16 protein-coding genes are annotated in these 17,032 nt (G+C 71.4%); 8 read left to right on the plus strand and 8 right to left on the minus strand.

The features are described 5' to 3' along the window. Positions 1–13: 13 nt before the first annotated feature. The 8 genes from ABZ374_RS00725 to ABZ374_RS00760 all read right to left on the minus strand — a co-directional run bounded on the left by ABZ374_RS00725 (position 14) and on the right by ABZ374_RS00760 (position 9,584). Positions 14–2,329: an arylsulfatase gene (locus ABZ374_RS00725; RefSeq protein ID WP_360304598.1), complete on the minus strand. Its 2,316-nt coding sequence runs from the start codon at positions 2,327–2,329 to the stop codon at positions 14–16. Between the two features lie 11 nt (positions 2,330–2,340). Then, entirely contained in the window at positions 2,341–4,164 is a 1,824-nt protein-coding gene (locus tag ABZ374_RS00730; protein WP_360304600.1) for an ABC transporter ATP-binding protein, read from the minus strand. Then, on the minus strand, positions 4,161–5,030 hold the full coding sequence (locus tag ABZ374_RS00735; RefSeq protein ID WP_360304602.1) for an ABC transporter permease: 870 nt from the start codon (positions 5,028–5,030) through the stop codon (positions 4,161–4,163). The genes ABZ374_RS00730 and ABZ374_RS00735 overlap by 4 nt, the downstream gene beginning before the upstream one ends. Then, positions 5,027–5,971 carry an ABC transporter permease gene (locus tag ABZ374_RS00740; RefSeq protein WP_360304604.1) on the minus strand — a complete coding sequence of 315 codons (945 nt, stop codon included), beginning with the start codon at positions 5,969–5,971 and terminating at the stop codon, positions 5,027–5,029. Before ABZ374_RS00740 ends, ABZ374_RS00735 begins: the two co-directional genes overlap by 4 nt. A gap of 1 nt (position 5,972) precedes the next feature. Further along, a complete protein-coding gene (locus tag ABZ374_RS00745; RefSeq protein ID WP_360304606.1) occupies positions 5,973–7,532 on the minus strand; it encodes an ABC transporter substrate-binding protein in 1,560 nt (519 codons plus the stop codon). Positions 7,533–7,819: 287 nt separating this feature from the next. Further along, positions 7,820–7,912, minus strand: a complete 93-nt coding sequence (locus ABZ374_RS00750) for a putative leader peptide (RefSeq protein WP_360304608.1) — start codon at positions 7,910–7,912, stop codon at positions 7,820–7,822. A gap of 56 nt (positions 7,913–7,968) precedes the next feature. Continuing rightward, a complete protein-coding gene (locus tag ABZ374_RS00755; protein ID WP_360304610.1) occupies positions 7,969–8,799 on the minus strand; it encodes a DUF3097 domain-containing protein in 831 nt (276 codons plus the stop codon). A 29-nt stretch (positions 8,800–8,828) separates the two neighbouring features. Continuing rightward, entirely contained in the window at positions 8,829–9,584 is a 756-nt protein-coding gene (locus ABZ374_RS00760; RefSeq protein WP_360304612.1) for an MBL fold metallo-hydrolase, read from the minus strand. Between the two features lie 150 nt (positions 9,585–9,734). On the opposite strand from ABZ374_RS00760, the gene hrcA reads away from it, so the two are divergent. The 8 genes from hrcA to ybeY all read left to right on the plus strand — a co-directional run bounded on the left by hrcA (position 9,735) and on the right by ybeY (position 16,981). Continuing rightward, on the plus strand, positions 9,735–10,751 hold the full coding sequence (hrcA, locus tag ABZ374_RS00765) for a heat-inducible transcriptional repressor HrcA (protein WP_360304614.1): 1,017 nt from the start codon (positions 9,735–9,737) through the stop codon (positions 10,749–10,751). Positions 10,752–10,753: 2 nt separating this feature from the next. After that, complete coding sequence (dnaJ, locus tag ABZ374_RS00770; RefSeq protein WP_360304615.1) at positions 10,754–11,884, plus strand: molecular chaperone DnaJ; 1,131 nt, start codon at positions 10,754–10,756, stop codon at positions 11,882–11,884. Between the two features lie 194 nt (positions 11,885–12,078). Continuing rightward, a complete protein-coding gene (locus tag ABZ374_RS00775; protein WP_360305445.1) occupies positions 12,079–13,146 on the plus strand; it encodes a nitronate monooxygenase in 1,068 nt (355 codons plus the stop codon). After that, a complete protein-coding gene (locus tag ABZ374_RS00780; protein ID WP_360304617.1) occupies positions 13,143–13,883 on the plus strand; it encodes a 16S rRNA (uracil(1498)-N(3))-methyltransferase in 741 nt (246 codons plus the stop codon). Before ABZ374_RS00775 ends, ABZ374_RS00780 begins: the two co-directional genes overlap by 4 nt. Positions 13,884–13,955: 72 nt before the next feature. Next, positions 13,956–14,318 carry a histidine triad nucleotide-binding protein gene (locus tag ABZ374_RS00785; RefSeq protein WP_360304619.1) on the plus strand — a complete coding sequence of 121 codons (363 nt, stop codon included), beginning with the start codon at positions 13,956–13,958 and terminating at the stop codon, positions 14,316–14,318. 7 nt (positions 14,319–14,325) lie between these two features. Next, a complete protein-coding gene (locus ABZ374_RS00790) occupies positions 14,326–15,237 on the plus strand; it encodes a ribonuclease Z (RefSeq protein ID WP_360304621.1) in 912 nt (303 codons plus the stop codon). Positions 15,238–15,452: 215 nt separating this feature from the next. Further along, positions 15,453–16,502, plus strand: a complete 1,050-nt coding sequence (locus tag ABZ374_RS00795) for a PhoH family protein (RefSeq protein WP_360305447.1) — start codon at positions 15,453–15,455, stop codon at positions 16,500–16,502. Positions 16,503–16,507: 5 nt separating this feature from the next. Further along, entirely contained in the window at positions 16,508–16,981 is a 474-nt protein-coding gene (gene ybeY, locus ABZ374_RS00800) for an rRNA maturation RNase YbeY (RefSeq protein ID WP_360304623.1), read from the plus strand. Positions 16,982–17,032: the final 51 nt, after the last annotated feature.

The raw sequence follows: 17,032 nt of genomic DNA on the forward strand, positions 1-17,032 counted from the left end.
TGTCGGACCGGGGCTATTCGAACGTGGCCGCCGCCTCGCGCAGCGCGCGAACGACCGTCTCCGGGTCGTAGGGGGCCGGTGGCCCCGGGGTGTAGGTGACCGCGGTCAGGTCGCCCGTATAGCGGAACGAGCGACGGCGCTCCCACAGCGGCCAGGACACCGGCGACTTGCGATCCACGCCGACGCTGATCCCCTGGAGCGGCGCCATCCCGATCAGGATGTGCACACCCTCCAGCCAGGCCACGTCCTCGCCGTCCACCGCGACCGTGAAGTCCCAGCGAAAGTGCGGCCGCGCGTGTGCCCGGAGCACCACCACCCGGGTGCCCGGCGCCAGTTCGCCCGCGTCCACCTCGTGCAGTTCGCCGTACTCGTTGTAGGCGAAGAACAGCCGGCCGTCCTCGACATAGACGCTGTACCCACCGCCCTGATCGCCGTGCGAGACCAGCACGCCCTGATCGGCGGCCCCGTGCCCGCCCAGTTCGATGGACACCTCGAAGTCCCGGAAGGTGATCAGCTTCGCCGAGCGATAACGCTCCAGCTCCGGCGTGCCCGCGAGCAACCGCACCGGCCGGCGCAGCCGCTCCTCGGCCGGCCCACGCAGCGCGAGCCCCCCGCCGTCGGCCAGCGGGAACACCCCGTTGCGCCACGCGGCGGCCTCCCACGCGGCGGCCAACTCCCGGACCACCTCCGGATGTCGGTCCGCCAGATCGTCGATCTCGGTCGGATCCGCGGTGATGTCGTACAGCGCCCATTCCTCGTCGTCGTACGCGTCGCCCGCCCGGTGGTGCGTCACCAACTTGTAGGGGTGGCGGTAGTAGCTGCGATTGCCGACCATCTCGCTGTACTGCTCGCCATGCCGCGACTCGGCGGTCGGATCCGCGAGCACGTTCGTGAACGAGGTCCCGTCCAACTCCTGCGTCGGCGCGCCCGATCGTTCCGGCGGAACCGGCACACCGGCCAGGTCGAGCAGCGTGGGCAGCACGTCGGTGACGTACTGGTACTGCGGCCGCACCCCGCGTTCGCGCAACCCGGCCGGCCAGGAGATCACGAACGGCACCCGCACCCCGCCCGCGTAGGTCTGGCCCTTGTACAGCCGAAACGGCGTGTTCGAGGCCATGCCCCAGCCGCGCGGATAGTGGATCAGGCTGCGCGGCCCGCCGATCAGGTCCGGGTCCAGCTCGATGTCGCCGCGCCAGTCGGCGGGCTTGGCCGGGTGCTGATTGAACCGCTTGAAGTAGGCCCGGGTGCCCTCGGCGCCGCCCTCGCCCGTGCCGCCGTTATCCGAGGTGAACACGATGACGGTGTTGTCCAACTCGCCGAGCGCCGCCAGGGTGTCCACCAGTCGGCCCAGGTTGTGGTCGATGTTCGCGACCATGCCCGCGTAGACCTCCATGTACCGCGCGTACAACTCCCGGGTCCGCGGCTCCAGGTCGGCCCACGCGCCCACCTCCTGCCCGGCCTCGAAGTTGCGCCGGGGCAGCCGGGTGCCCGGGTCGAACAGCCCGGCCGCCCGCTGCCGGTCGAAGCGCTCCTCGCGCAACACGTCCCAGCCCCGGTCGTAGCGGCCCCGCTGTGCCGCGATGTCCGCCGCCTTCGCCTGCAACGGGCCGTGCACCGCGTTGTGCGCGACATAGAGGAAGAACGGCTTGTCGTGGTCGTGCGCGCGCAGGCCCTTGATCATCGCGATCGCCTGATCGGTGATGTCGTCCGTGTAGTAGTAGTCCTCGGGCAGCTCGTCGATGTCCAACGGCGAGTTGTCCCGAACCAGTTGGTGCGGATGGAACAGGCTGGTCAGCCCCTCCAGGACGCCGTAGTACCGGTCGAAGCCCTTCTGGAGCGGCCAGTTGCCGCGATGGTCGGCCGTATTGGACGCCGAATCGCGCACCAGATGCCACTTGCCGACCGCGAAGGTCGCGTAGCCCGCGTCGTGCAGGGTCTGCGGCAGGGTCGGGATGTCGTCCGAGATCTCCATGCCGTAGCCCGGGAAGCCGGGATCGGCGTTGGCCACCATCGCGTAGCCGACCCGGTGCGGATTCAGGCCGGTGAGCAGCGCCGCCCGGGCGGGGGAGCACAGCGGCATCGTGTGATAGTTCGTCAGCCGCAGGCCCCGCTCGGCGAGTCGGTCCAGAGTGGGAGTGGGGATCTCCGAGCCGAACGGGCCGATGTCGCTGTAGCCCATGTCGTCGATCAGCACCACGACCACGTTCGGCGCGCCCGGACGGGCCGCACGCGGTTGTGGCCAGGCCGGCTCGGACGTGGCGAAGGTGCGGCCGACCCGGCCCGGGAAGCCCTGGTACGGATCCCGGTGTCGTTCGTCGGGAATGGGCACGTGACGCTCCTTCAGACTGCCTCGGCCGCACGCACGGCGACCGGAACGGGGGAGGGGACGGCGGCCAACAGGGCCTTCGTATAGGGGTCCTGCGGATGCGCGACCAGATCGTCGGCCGGGCCGGTCTCCACCACACGGCCCTCGCGCAGCACCACGATCCGGTGGCTGATCGAGCGCACCACCGCGAGGTCGTGCGCGATGAACAGCAACGCCAGACCCAGTTCGGCCTGGAGCTCGGCGAGCAGGTTGACCACCTGGGCCTGCACCGAGACGTCCAGGGCGGACACCGCCTCGTCGCAGATCAGCACCGAGGGCGCGGGTGCCAACGCCCGGGCGATGCCGATGCGTTGCCGCTGCCCGCCGGAGAAGTCGCGGGGCAGGCGGGAGGCCGCGGCCGGATCCAGACCGACCCGTTCGAGCAACTCCAGGACCCGTGCCCGGCGTTCCAGCGGCGTGCCGATGCGCTGGGCGTGCAGCGGGTCGGCGACGATGTCGCCGACCGTCATCCGCGGGTTGAGCGAGGCAAACGGGTCCTGGAAGACCATCTGCACCTCGCGGGCGAGCCGACCCTTGCCGGCCACCCGGATCACCCCGCGATCGGGCTTGTGGATGCCGACGATCGCCCGGGCCAGGGTGGACTTGCCGGAACCGGACTCGCCGACGACGCCGAGCGTCTCGCCCGGATACAGCACCAGGTCCACGTCCGTCAGCGCGGCCACCGCCGGCCGCCTTCGGGAGCGGAACGACTTGGATACGCCGCGTACTTCGAGCACCGGCGAGGTCGGATCCGGTGCGTTGCGCCGGATCGGCCCGGGCTCGTGGGCGGGTGCCTCGGTCGGCGGCACCCAGCACGCGCTGCGCACGTCGTCGGTGACCGGGACCAGGTCCGGTTGTTCGGTTCGGCACCGGTCGATCACCGCGGCGCACCGGTCCGCGAACGCGCAGCCGAGCACCGGCAGCGCCAGGTCCGGCGGGGTCCCGGGGATCCCGGCGAGTCGGGTGCCGGCGGGGGTGTCCAGGCGCGGCACCGCCCGCAACAGTCCGGCGGTATAGGGGTGTCGAGGTGCGGTGAGCACCTCGGCGACCGGACCCTGCTCGATCACCCGACCGCCGTACATCACCGCGACCCGGTCGCAGCGTTCGGCGACCACCCCCATGTTGTGCGTGATCAGCAGTACGGCGGTGCCCAGTTCGCGGCGCAGCGTGTCCAGCAACTCCAGGATCTGCGCCTGCACGGTCGGATCCAGCGCGGTGGTCGGCTCGTCGGCGATCAGCACGTCGGGCCGGTTGGCCAGGGCCAGTGCGATCATCACCCGCTGTCGCATGCCGCCGGAGAACTGGTGCGGGTAGCCGGACACCCGGGCGCCCGGGATGCCGACCAGCTCCGCCAGCTCGACCGCACGGGCCTCGCGGGCCCGTCGGTCGCCGAACCCGTGGGCGCGCAGTGCCTCGTGCAACTGTCGGCGCACCGTCAGCAGCGGATTCAGCGACGTCATCGGGTCCTGGAAGACCATGCCGATGCGCCGCCCGCGCACCCCGACCAGTGCCGCCTCGGACGCCGTGACCAGGTCGGTGTCGCCGTCCAGCAGCACCGAGCCGCCCACGATCCGGCCCGCGGGCGGCAACATCCGGGCCAACGCGAGCGCGGTCGTCGACTTGCCCGAGCCGGACTCGCCGACGACGCCCAACATTTCGCCGACGGCCAACTCCAGGTCCACGCCGCGTACCGCGTGCACCGGGCCGCGCTCGGAGTCGAAGACGACCCGGAGGTCGTGCGCGGCCAACAGCGGGGTGCCGGCCCGGATTTGTGCGGGCTTGTCGATCGTGACGGTCATCGCCGGACCCCCTTGTTGAGTGCTTCCGCGATCAGGTTCAGGCCCAGCACGAACGCGCTGATGGCGACGAGCGGGCCGATGGCGTAGCTCGGGTGGTCCTGGAGGTGCATCACCGAGCCACTGACGATCGAGCCGAGCGAGGGCTCGGGCGGACGCACGCCGATGCCGATGAAGCTCATCGCGCCCTCGACGATCACCGCGATCGACAACGACACGGCGATCTGTACGACCAGGGGATCGGCCGCGTTCGGCAGGATGTGCCGGACCAGCAGCCGGACCCGACCGGCGCCGCCGACCCGGGCCGCCAACGCGTATTCGCGCTCGCGGTGGGACAGGATCGCGCCGCGCAACATGCGGCCGAACGCGGGCGCCTCGACCACCGCGATCACCACGATCACCGTGCTCTTGCCGGCACCGAGCACGGCGGTCACGGTCAGGCCCAGGATCAGCCCGGGAAACGCGAGCACCAGGTCGAACGCGCGCTGCACGACCACGTCCGCCCACCGCGACGTCACCGACACCAGCGCGAGCAGGCAGCCCGTGAGCGCGCCCAGTGGTACCGCGCTCACCACCACGATCAGGTCGGTGCGGATCCCGAACAGCACCCGCGACCACAGGTCGCGGCCGATCTCGTCGGTGCCCAGCGGATGCTCCCCGCTCGGCCCCAGCAGCGCGTCCGCGGTCTGGAAGGTGGGTGCGTACCGGGTCAACAGCGGTGCGGCCAGGCCGAGCAGGACCACCAGGGCGACCACGGTCAGCCCGGCGATCCCGCGCGGTGTGCGCAAGCCCCGTATATAGGGGTTGCGCGCCCGCTTCGTGGGCGCGATCGGTGCCGGGGTCTCGTCGACGATCACTGCGGCGCTCATCCCAGCCTCACCCTCGGGTCGAGCAGCGCGTAGGCGATGTCGGTCAGCAACTGCACGAGCACGTACACCCCCACGAGCAGCAACAACAGCGTCTGGACCACCGGGTAGTCGCGCCGGGCCACGCCCTGTTCGGCGAGCTGACCCAGTCCGGGCCAGGCGAACAGCGCCTCCACCACGACCGCACCGCCCAGCAGCGCGCCGACCTGCATGCCGAGCACGGTCAACACCGGGGGCAATGCGTTCGGCAGCGCGTGCCGCCACAGGATCCGCCGGGGCGAGACGCCCAGCGAGCGGGCGGTGCGCACGTAGTCCTCGCTGAGCGCCTGGCGCACGCCGTCCCCGAGGTAGCGGGCGAGCACCGCCGAGCCGGGCAACGCCAGGCACAACGCGGGCAATACCAGGTACTGCAACCCGATCACCGGGTCGGCCACGATCGACTCGTGTCCACCCGGCGGCAACAACCGCCAGGTCACCGCGAACAGCAGCACCAGCAACACCCCGGTGACGAACACCGGCACGGTCAGCGAGACCGAGTCGACCGCGCTCAGCAGCGCGCGCGGGACACGGCCGCGGGCGGTGGCGCCGAGCACGCCGAGGACCGGGCCGAGCACCAGCATCAGCACCAGGGCGCCCAGCGCGAGCGCGAGCGTGTTGCCGAACCGGGCCCCGATCAGGTCGGTGATCCGCCCGCCGATCAGGTACGACCGGCCCGGGTCACCGGTGAGCAGGTCGCCGATCCAGGAGAAGTACTGGGCCGGGAAAGGCCGGTCGAGGCCGAGGTCGGCGCGGATCGCGGCGACCGTTTCGGGGGAGGGATCGGAGCCCGCGAGCGTGGTCGCCGGATCGCCCGGGATCAGCCGCAGGATGGCGAAGATCGCGAACGAGGCGAGCACCAGCACGAGCAGGGCCGAGGGCAGTCGGCGAAGGAGGTAGCCGCTCATCTCAGCCCGCCAGGTACGCGTCGTCGAGCACGGTCGCGTTGTAGCGGTTCTGTCGCACGTCGCGCAGCTTCGCGGTGGCCGGCTGCACATTGGTCAGCACCGCGAGGTCGATGATGAACTGCCGGTCCAGCAGCGCCCGACTCAGTTCGGCGTAGGCGACCCTGGCCGCCGCCGAGCGCGCGTCGGTCTGGTTCCAGGCGCGTTGCACGATCTCGGTGTACGCGGGGTCGACGAACTTCGAGGTGTTCCTGGCCTCGTTGAACGGATACGCGCTGACCGCGAGCGTGGCGGGCTGGTTGGACGCGAAGCCGTGCGTGCCGGTCCACAGGGCCGGCATCGTCTGCGCGATCAACCGGGCCTGGAACTTGGCCGGATCCAGCGGTTCGAGGGTGGTCTGGACACCGACCCGGGCCAGATCGAACTGCACCATCTGGGCCACCGCCGGAGCCGTGCTCAAGAACGCCATCGGCAGGTCGAGGCCGCCGCCGTGGCCCGCCTCGGCCAACAGCGCCTTGGCCCGGGCCGGGTCGTGCGGGTAACGATTCGCGTCCGCGTCGGTGTATACCGGCGAGGACTTGGGCCACGGCGCGGCCGAGGCGAGCCCGTAGCCGCCCAGCGCCTGCTTGACGATCCGGTCCCGGTCGACCGCGAAGGACAGTGCCTGGCGCACCCGCTGGTCGTCCAGCGGGGCGACCGAGGTGTTCACCCCGAGGTAGATGTTGCCCGAACCCTGGTCGTATTCGCGCAGATCGAGCGCCTTGTCGTCGCGCAACGGCACGATGTCGCGCCCACCGAGGCCGGCGGCCAGATGGCTCTGGCCGCTGCGCAGCGAGGCGATCAGCGCGTCCGGCTGCGGGACCACCCGGATCTCCACCGCGTCCAGGTAGGGCCGCTCGGGCACCCAATACCTCGGATTGCGGTCCAGCACCAGCGAGGTGCCCGGAGTCCAGGTCTTCCACACGAAGGGGCCGGTGCCGACCACGTTCCGGCCCAGCACCGCGTCCTCGACCGACTCCTTGGCGGAGATCACCATGAACTCGAACAGGTCGAAGATGTTGGCCACGGGATGGGCCAGCCGCAGCGTGATGCGATGCGGCGAGGCGATGTCGAAGCCGGTGACCGCCAGCGCGGTGGCCCGCAACTGGGCGCTGCGCTGCGGGTTCTGCAGGTTCTGCACCGCGAACACCACGTCCTCGGCGGTGAACGGGCGCCCGTTGTGGAAGACGACGTCCTCGCGCAGGGTAAGCGTGATCGCCTTGCCATCCGGCGCGATCTGCCATCCGGTGGCCAGTTCGGGTTGTGGATCGAGCCCGCCGGGGGCGTAGTGGGTCAGGGTGTTGAAGACCAGCCGATGAATGCTGAACATCGGGCCCTGGGTGAACAACAGGGCCGGGGTCAGATCGGCGAGGGTGGCCACTCTGAGTGTGCCGCCGCGCCTGGGTCTGCCCGCCGCCCCGGCCGGCGCGGTCTTGTCCCGGTCCACCGCCGAGCGGCAGCCGGCGAGGCCCAGCAGGGCGGCGCCCGTACCGATTCCCTGGACGAGCCGGCGACGGCTCAACATGTCAACGAAGGTGGGTGAAACGGACATTCTGACTCCTGGAAGGCAGGTTTGCGCGCACGCCGAATCGCGGCCGGTTCGCACGCGAACGGCATCGGGGCGTGGCGAGGGAGACCGTCGGCGGACCCGGGCAGGGGTCGGCCGCACGCGGTCGGGTGCGACGCACGGTCGGGGGAGAGCCGGGAAAAGTGCCCGCGCGGTGCCGAGCGGGATCAGGTGCGCGTGGGCGCGCCGATCGTGGGGGTCACGCGCGGTTCGGGGGTGGTCCTACCGGGAGTGTGGAACTCCGGTCAGCGGACGGGCCGGACGGCACAGATCGCGCTGGCCTGTCGACGAAGGTCGACATGGCGGCGCGTCACGAGGCCGACGTCACGGTGGTTCACGAAATGGAGAGTTGCAGCCGGCTGCTGCGGTGGTCAACGAACAATCCGCCCGCGTCTCACATCTCGGACGGTGCTGTCACGAAATCGATCAATTCCTCCACCTTTCCCAGCAGCGCCGGCTCCAGGTCGCGGTACGAATCCACCGCCGCGAGGATCCGACGCCAGGCCCGCGGCGGGTCCACCGGCCAGCCGAGCGCCGTGCAGACCCCTTCCTTCCAGGGCACTTCGCGCGGTACGTCCGGCCAGGCCGCGATGCCCACCGACGCCGGCCGGACCGCCTGCCACACGTCGATATAGGGGTGTCCCACCACGAGCACCTGATCGCCGGTCACCCGCGCGGCGATCCGGCTCTCCTTCGAACCGGGCACCAGGTGGTCCACCAACACGCCCAGCCGCCGACCCGGGCCCGGCGCGAACTCGCGCACCACCGCCGGGAGATCGTCGATGCCTTCCAGATACTCCACGACCACGCCCTCGATCCGCAGGTCGTCGCCCCACACCCGCTCGACCAACTCGGCGTCGTGCCGACCCTCCACATAGATCCGACCGGCCCGCGCCACCCTGGCCCGAGCGCCACGCACCGCCACCGAACCGGACGCGGTCCGCCCGGGGGGGCGCGCCGGGCCCGGCGCCCGCGGGCGGACCAGGGTGACCACCTCGCCGTCGATCAGGAAGGCGCGCGGATCCAGCGGGAAGACCCGGAGCCGGCCGTGCCGATCCTCCAGCGTGACGGTGAACCCCTCGGGCGTCTTCTCCACCCGGACCACCGCGCCGCAAAAGCCGGTCGAGGCCTCCTCCACCACCAGATCGCGTTCGGCCTCGACCTCGGGGACGGGCTTGTCCTTCTTCCATCCCGGGATCAGCGACTCGGGTCCATAGCTGCGCATGGCAGTGACGCTAGTCGGGTGACGGTACGTCAGTCCGGTACGACGCGCCCGGCGGCGACCTCGGCCAGCCAACGGTTCTGCCGAACCACGAACTCCTCGTCCACCACCGCACCGTGTCCGGGCAGCCAGACACTCGCGTCCAGCGCACGCACCCGGGCCAGCGAATCGCTCCACTCGGCGGCGAACGCGTCCGAGCCGAACAGCGGCGGCCCGCTCTCCTCCACCATGTCGCCGGCGATCAGCACCCCGCAGTCGGGCACGTGGACGACCACATCGTGGTCGGTGTGTCCACGGCCCGGCGCGTACAAGACCACCTCACGCCCGCCCAGGTCCACCGTGACCGGCTGCTCCCGGGCCACCAGGCGGGTCGGCGGCACGATCCGCGCGGCATTCATCAGGCCAGGGTCGAAGCCGTACGAGATGCCGCTCGCGCGACCGGCGTCGCCGCGCCGCTCCAGATACTCCGGCAGCTCCGCGTGGCCCCAGATCTCGGCGTCCGGGAAGGTCCGCAGCACCTCGTCGTTGCCGAAGCAGTGATCGAAGTGACCGTGTGTGTTCACCACCGCGACCACCCGGTCGGGCAGCCCGTGCGTGGGCAGCTCCCGGGCGAGTGAGGCCAACAGCTCTGCCGCCTCGCGGTCGTGCGATCCGGTGTCCACGAGCAGGATCCCGTCCCGGCCCGTGACGACCGCCACATTCAGTTCCAGGCCGGGCAGCCGGCGGCGCAGGACGCCCGGTGCGATCGGCTCCCAGGTGGCGTGTTTCGGCTGTTCGGCGCGTAGCATGCGTCAACCTTGGCACGGACGCAGGGGTACGGTCCGGATCGGGTGACCCGTACACTGGCACTCGGCGGGACGGAGTGCCAACCAGCACGACGAATCGCCGCAGACGGGACACGGCAACGGGTGGAAGAACCGGTCAGGGAGGTGCGCACCATGCTCGACGATCGTAAGCAGGACGTGCTGCGCGCCATCGTGCAGGACTATGTGGCGACCCAGGAACCGGTGGGTTCCAAGGCGCTCGCGGACCGACACAACCTCGGGGTCTCCCCGGCCACCATTCGCAACGACATGGCCGCGCTGGAGGAGGAGGGCTACATCACGCAGCCCCACACCAGCGCCGGTCGCGTGCCCACGGACAAGGGCTACCGGCTGTTCGTCGACCGCCTCGCGGGTGTCAAGCCGCTGTCGGGCGCCGAGCGTCGGGCGATCCAGACCTTCCTGGCCGGCGCGGTGGACCTGGACGACGTGGTGGGCCGGACGGTGCGGCTGCTGGCGCAGCTCACCCATCAGGTCGCCGTCGTGCAGTACCCCTCGCTGACCCGCTCGACGATCCGGCACGTCGAACTGCTCACCCTCGCGCCCACCCGGGTGATGCTCGTGCTGATCACCAGCACGGGTCGGGTCGAGCAGCGGGTGATGGACACACCGGGCCCGGTCGGCGAGAACCTGCTCGCCGACGTCCGGGCGCGGCTGAACAGCCGGATCACCGGCAAGCGGTTCGCCGATGTGCCGTTGCTGATCCAGGATCTCGCCGAGCCGTTCACCGCCGAGGAACGGCCGATCGTGGCGGGCATCCTGGCCACCCTGCTCGACACCCTGGTCGAGCACAAGGAAGAGAAGGTCGTCCTGGCCGGGACGGCCAACCTGACCCGTTTCGGCATGGACTTCCCGAACACGATCCGCCCGGTCCTCGAAGCACTGGAGGAACACGTCGTGCTGCTGCGCCTGTTGGGCGAGGCGACCGACCCGGGCATGGTCGTGCGGATCGGACACGAGAACATGCACGAAGGACTGGCCGCGACCTCGGTGGTCGCCGTCGGATACGGCAGTGGGCAGGAAACGCTGGCGAAGCTCGGGGTGCTCGGGCCGACCCGGATGGACTACCCCGGAACGATGGGAGCGGTGCGCGCCGTGGCTCGGTACGTCGGACAGATTCTCGCGGAGTCGTAGAGTTGGCTACCGATTACTACGAGGTCCTCGGGGTACGGCGGGACGCCACCCCGGAGGAAATCAAGAAGGCCTTCCGCCGGCTTGCTCGGGAGCTGCACCCGGACGTCAATCCGGACCCGAAGACGCAGGACCGGTTCAAGGAGATCAACAACGCCTACGAGGTCCTCTCGGACCCGCAGAAGCGACAGATGTACGACCTCGGCGGCGACCCGCTGTCCTCCGGGGGCGGCGGGGGCGGCGGCTTCGGCCAGGCCGGCTTCGGCTTCAGCGACATCATGGACGCGTTCTTCGGCCAGGCCAGCCAGCGCGGACCGCGCTCGCGTACGCGCCGCGGCCAGGACGCGATGATCCGGATCGAGATCACCCTCGAAGAGGCCGCGTTCGGCACCACCCGGGAGATCCAGGTGGACACCGCCGTCACGTGCAACACGTGCAACGGCGAGGGCGCCGCCCCGGGTACCTCGGCACAGACCTGCGACATGTGTCGCGGGCGCGGCGAGGTCAGCCAGGTCACCAAGTCCTTCCTGGGCCAGGTCATGACGTCGCGGCCGTGTCCGCAGTGTCAGGGCTTCGGCACCGTGGTCCCGCACCCGTGCCCCGAGTGCGCGGGCGACGGCCGGATCCGCGCGCGGCGCACGCTCACCGTCAAGATCCCGGCGGGCGTGGACAGCGGCACCCGGATCCAGCTCGCGGGCGAGGGCGAGGTCGGCCCCGGCGGCGGCCCGGCCGGCGACCTCTACGTGGAGATCGTCGAGGTCCCGCACACCACCTTCCAGCGGCGCGGCGACGACCTGCACTGCACGGTCACCATCCCGATGACGGCGGCGTCGCTGGGCACCAAGGTGCCGTTGCAGACGCTGGACGGCACCGAGGAGATCGACATCCGCCCGGGCACCCAGTCGGGCCAGTCGATCCCGCTGCACGGACGCGGCATCACCCACCTGCGCGGCGGCGGTCGGGGCGACCTGATCGTGCACGTCGAGGTGCAGACGCCGAACAAGCTCGACCCCGAGCAGGAGGAGCTGCTGCGGCGGCTCGCCAAGCTGCGCGGCGAGGAACGGCCCTCCGGCCAGTTCACGCCGGGCCAGCAGGGCCTGTTCTCCCGGCTCAAGGACGCGTTCAACGGCCGATGAGGCCGGCTGCGGCGCGCGCGGGTGTTCTACGCGCGCGCCGCGTCGTCGTAGCGCGCCGGACGGGCCGAAATCGCCCGATCCGGCGCTCGGTCGCGCATCCGCCCCGGACGGTGGCGCGAGTTCGGGTCGAGGACACGCCCTAGGCTTGGTCGGGTGACGCGAGCCGAGCCGTCCTTGAGCGAACGGGGAGCATGATGCCGACGACCACCGACCCGACCCGGCTGACCGCGCTGCCGATCGTGCAGGCGCCGATGGCGGGGGCGGCCGGATCCGCGCTCGCGGCCGAGGTCGCGCGCGCGGGCGGGCTCGGCTTCCTGGCCGCCGGGTATCGCTCGGCCGACGCGCTGGCCGCCGAGATCGGGGAACTGCGCGCGTTGATCGGCGACGCGCCGTTCGGGGTGAACGCGTTCATGCCGCACCCCGCGCCCACCCGGGCCCAGGACGAGCGCACCCGGCGCTACGCGACCTCGCTGGCCCGGGCCGCCGCACACTACGGAGGCACCGTCGGCACGCCCGCCCCCGGCTCGGAGCGGGACGACTGGGACGCCAAGCTCGCGCTGCTGCTCGCCCACCCCGTCCCGGTGGTGAGCTTCACCTTCGGCCTGCCCGACCTCGACGCGATCGGCGCGTTGCGCGCCGCCGGCACGTCGACCGTGGCCACCGTGACCACGCCCGAGGAGGCCCGCCTCGCGAGCGCCGCCGGGGTCGACGCGCTGTGCGTGCAGGGCATCGAGGCCGGCGGCCACCAGGGCGGCTTCGCCAACCCGGACGCCCCCGCCCCGTACGGCCTGCTCACGCTGCTCACCCTGATCGCCGCCGAGACCGAGCTGCCGCTGATCGCCGCCGGCGGCCTGATGACCGGCCGCCAGATCGAGGCGGTGCGGCTCGCCGGCGCGAGTGCCGCCCAACTGGGCACCGCCTTCCTGCGCTGCCCGGAAGCCGTCGCGCCCGCCGCGCACAAGGCCGCGCTGGCCGACCCGGCCTTCGATCGCAGCGTGCTCACCCGCGCCTTCTCCGGCCGCTGGGCCAGGGGACTGCACAACGGCTTCGTGGCCCGCCACGAGGCCGAGGCCCCCGGCGTCTACCCCTACGTCCATCACCTGGTCTCGCCGATCCGCAAGGCCGCCGCCGCCCGGGGCGAGGCCGACGGCCTGGCCCTGTGGGCCGGTCAGGGCTGGCGCCTCGCCCGCGAGGAGCCGGCCGCCGAAGTGATCGGCCGGCTCGTCGACGAGATGGCCGCCACCCGAAAGGCAGCCGCTTGAGCGCCCCCGTCTTCCTCGCCCCCGGCGACGCCATCCGGCACGGCCGGCAGGTCGTCCTGGACGGTGTCGAGGGCCGGCACGCCGTCACGGTGCGCCGCCTCGTCGCCGGTGAGCCGATCGTCCTGGCCGACGGCGCCGGACTGGCCGTGCACGGCACGGTCAACCGCACCGAGGGCAAGGACACGCTGTACGTCGACGTCGACTCGCGCACCGAGGAACCCGCCCCCACCCCCCGGATCGTGGTGGTCCAGGCACTGCCCAAGGGCGACCGCGGCGAACTCGCGGTGGAGACGATGACCGAGGTCGGCGTCGATGTGATCGTGCCCTGGGCCGCCGCCCGCTGCATCACCCAGTGGAAGGGCGAACGCGGCGCGAAGGCACTGGCCAAGTGGCGCTCGACCGCCCGCGAGGCGGGCAAGCAGGCCCGCCGGCTGCACCTGCCCGAGGTGACCGAGCCGATGAGCACGCGTGGGGTGGCCGCCCTGCTGGGCGAGGCCGCGTTCGCGGGCGTCCTGCACGAGGACGCCGAGGCGCCGATCGCGACCGCCGGCACGCCGACCGAGGGCGACCTGGTCCTGGTGGTCGGCCCCGAGGGCGGGGTGTCCCCGGACGAACTGGCCGCGTTCGCCGCCGCCGGCGCGAGCGCGTACCGCCTGGGCCCGACCGTGTTGCGTACTTCCACGGCCGGCGTCTCGGCCGCGTCCGTGTTGTTGGCCCGCTCCGGCCGCTGGGGCTGAAGCGGCGGACGGGACACCTGACTACGATCGGGGGCGACCGCCGTGATCGACTCGGACCCGATGGAGGCACCCATGGCTGCGGGGGAACCCCAGGCCGACTGCCTGTTCTGCAAGATCCTCGCCGGCGACGTCCCGGCCACGATCGTCCGCGAGACCAAGGACGTGGTGGCCTTTCGGGACATCAACCCGCAGGCGCCCACCCACGTCCTGGTCATCCCGCGTGCGCACTACGCCAACGCGGGCGAACTGGGCGCCCAGGCACCCGAATTGGCAGGCACCCTGCTCGCCGAGGCGGCGGCCGTCGCGGCCGCCGAGGACCTTGCCGAGGCGGGCTACCGGATAGTCTTCAACACCGGCGCCGGCGCCGGCCAGACCGTCTTCCACGTGCACGCGCATCTGCTCGGCGGTCGTGGGCTGAGCTGGCCTCCCGGTTAGTCGTCGAGTGTCCACCAGGGAATTCGTCGTTCTCGGCACCGCGAGCCAGGCCCCGACACGACAGCGCAACCACAACGGCTACCTGCTGCGTTGGGACGGCGAAGGGCTGCTGTTCGACCCCGGGGAGGGCACCCAACGGCAGATGGCGCACGCCGGGGTGGCCGCGCACGACATCACCCGGATCTGCGTGACGCACTTCCACGGTGACCACTGCCTCGGCCTCCCCGGCGTGATCCAACGCATGTCGCTGGACCGGATCACGCACCCGGTGACCGCGCACTACCCGGCGAGCGGACAACACTGGTTCGACCGACTGCACCACGCGACCGCGTTCCACGAGAGCGCCGTGCTGATCGAGCACCCGCTGGCGGGCGAGCACGTCGAACTGCCCGCCGGGCCCTTCACGCTGGAGGCCCGCCGGCTCTCCCATCCGGTCGAGTCGTACGGCTACCGCGTGGTCGAGCCGGACGGCCGCCGGATGGTGCCCGAGCGGCTTGCCGCGCACGGCATATCCGGCCCGGACGTCGGTCGGATCCAGCGCGAGGGCCGCGTCGGCGAGGTCACCCTCGAACAGGTCAGCGTGCCGCGCCCGGGCCAGCGGTTCGCCTTCGTGATGGACACCCGGATGTGTGCGGGCGCGGTCGAGCTGGCGCGCGACGCGGACCTGCTCGTGTGCGAGTCCACCTTCGCCGACGCCGATGCCGAGCTCGCCCGCGAGGTCGGCCACCTCACCGCGCGCGACGCGGCGGTCATCGCCGCCGAGGCGGGGGCGCGTCGGCTGGTGCTGACCCACTTCTCGCAGCGCTACTCCGACGTGACGCCGCTCCTGGAGCAGGCCCGGGAGGTTTTTCCGGACACCGTCGCGGCGCACGACCTGGACCGGATCGACGTGCCCAGGCGGCGGCAGCCGGCGGAATAAACCCCGGGGTCCGCCGGGACCGGAGAGCTACCATTGAGCAACATCGAACCGCTTCCCGAGCACGGAAATGAGGCGTGATCAGGCCGCCAAGGCCGCCCATGGCTCCCACGACGAACGCGCGAGGCGCGAGCTCCGAGAACACCGCGCGCGAGAGCACGCGCGAAACTCCGACCGCGCAGGCCCAGGCGAAGATCACGATCCCCGCCAAGCACCCCATGGTGGCGCTCCTCGGGTCCGGCGACTCGTTCCTGCGAGTGGTCGAGCAGGGGTTCCCCGCCGCGGACATCCATGTCCGCGGCAACGAGGTCACCGTCTCCGGCACCGAGGCCGACGTGGCCCTGATCCGCCGGCTCTTCGACGAACTGCTGGTCATCGTGCGCACCGGCCAGCCGCTCAACGAGGAGGCGGTCGAGCGCTCGGTGGCGATGGTCCGCTCCGGCGACGGGCACGGCCCCGCCGAGGTGATGACCCTCAACATCCTGTCCAACCGCGGCCGCACGATCCGTCCCAAGACGCTCAACCAGAAGAGCTACGTGGACGCGATCGACGAACACACCATCGTGTTCGGCCTGGGCCCGGCGGGCACCGGCAAGACCTACCTGGCGATGGCCAAGGCGGTCCAGGCCCTGCAGTCCAAGCAGGTCACCCGGATCATCCTGACCCGCCCGGCGGTCGAGGCCGGCGAGCGCCTCGGCTTCCTGCCCGGCACCCTCTACGAGAAGATCGACCCCTACCTGCGCCCGCTCTACGACGCGCTGCACGACATGATCGACCCCGACTCGATCCCCCGCCTGATGGCGGCCGGCACCATCGAGGTCGCCCCCCTCGCGTACATGCGTGGAAGGACGCTCAACGACGCCTTCATCATCCTGGACGAGGCGCAGAACACCTCGGCCGAGCAGATGAAGATGTTCCTGACCCGACTCGGGTTCGGATCGCGGATCGTGGTGACCGGCGACACCACGCAGGTGGACCTGCCCGGGGGCACCCAGTCCGGGTTGCGCGTGGTGCAGGAGATCCTGCGTGGCGTGGACGACATCGCGTTCTGCCACCTCACCAGCGAGGATGTGGTGCGACACAAGCTGGTCGGCCGGATCGTGGACGCGTACGCGCGCTACGACATCCGGGTCGAGGCGGACGGCCGTGCGAACGGCAGCGGCGCCAAGGGTGACCTGCCCGCGACGCGTGGTCGGCGACCGGGCGATCGCAACGGGCGGGGCAAGCACACAGTGAACATGCAAACAGTGGAACGGGAAGTGAACTGAAGGCCATGTCCATCGACATCGCCAACGAGTCCGGCACGGGGGTGGACGAACACGCGATCGTGGACGTCGCCCGGTGGACGCTGGACCGTATGCGCATCCATCCACTGGCGGAACTGTCCGTGGTCATCGTGGACGAACCCGCGATGGAACAACTGCACATCCAATGGATGGACCTGCCCGGTCCGACCGACGTGATGTCCTTCCCGATGGACGAACTGCGTCCCGGCAAGGCCGACGAGGATCCCCCGCAGGGGCTGCTCGGCGACGTCGTGCTGTGTCCGACCGTCGCACAGCGCCAGGGCGCGGCGGCCGGCCACTCCATGGACGACGAACTGCACCTGCTGACCGTGCACGGCGTGTTGCACCTGCTCGGCTACGACCACGCCGAGCCGGACGAGGAGCGCGAGATGTTCGCGCTCCAGAAGGAGTTGCTCGAATCCTGGCGGGAGGCCCGTCGCGCCGCGGGAGACCGCGGATGATCCCGCCATCGGATCCATCCGCCCCGAGCCGGACCCGGCCTTGGGGCGGCA

The sequence above is a fragment of the Embleya sp. NPDC005971 genome (assembly GCF_040629175.1).
Lineage (GTDB): Bacteria > Actinomycetota > Actinomycetes > Streptomycetales > Streptomycetaceae > Embleya.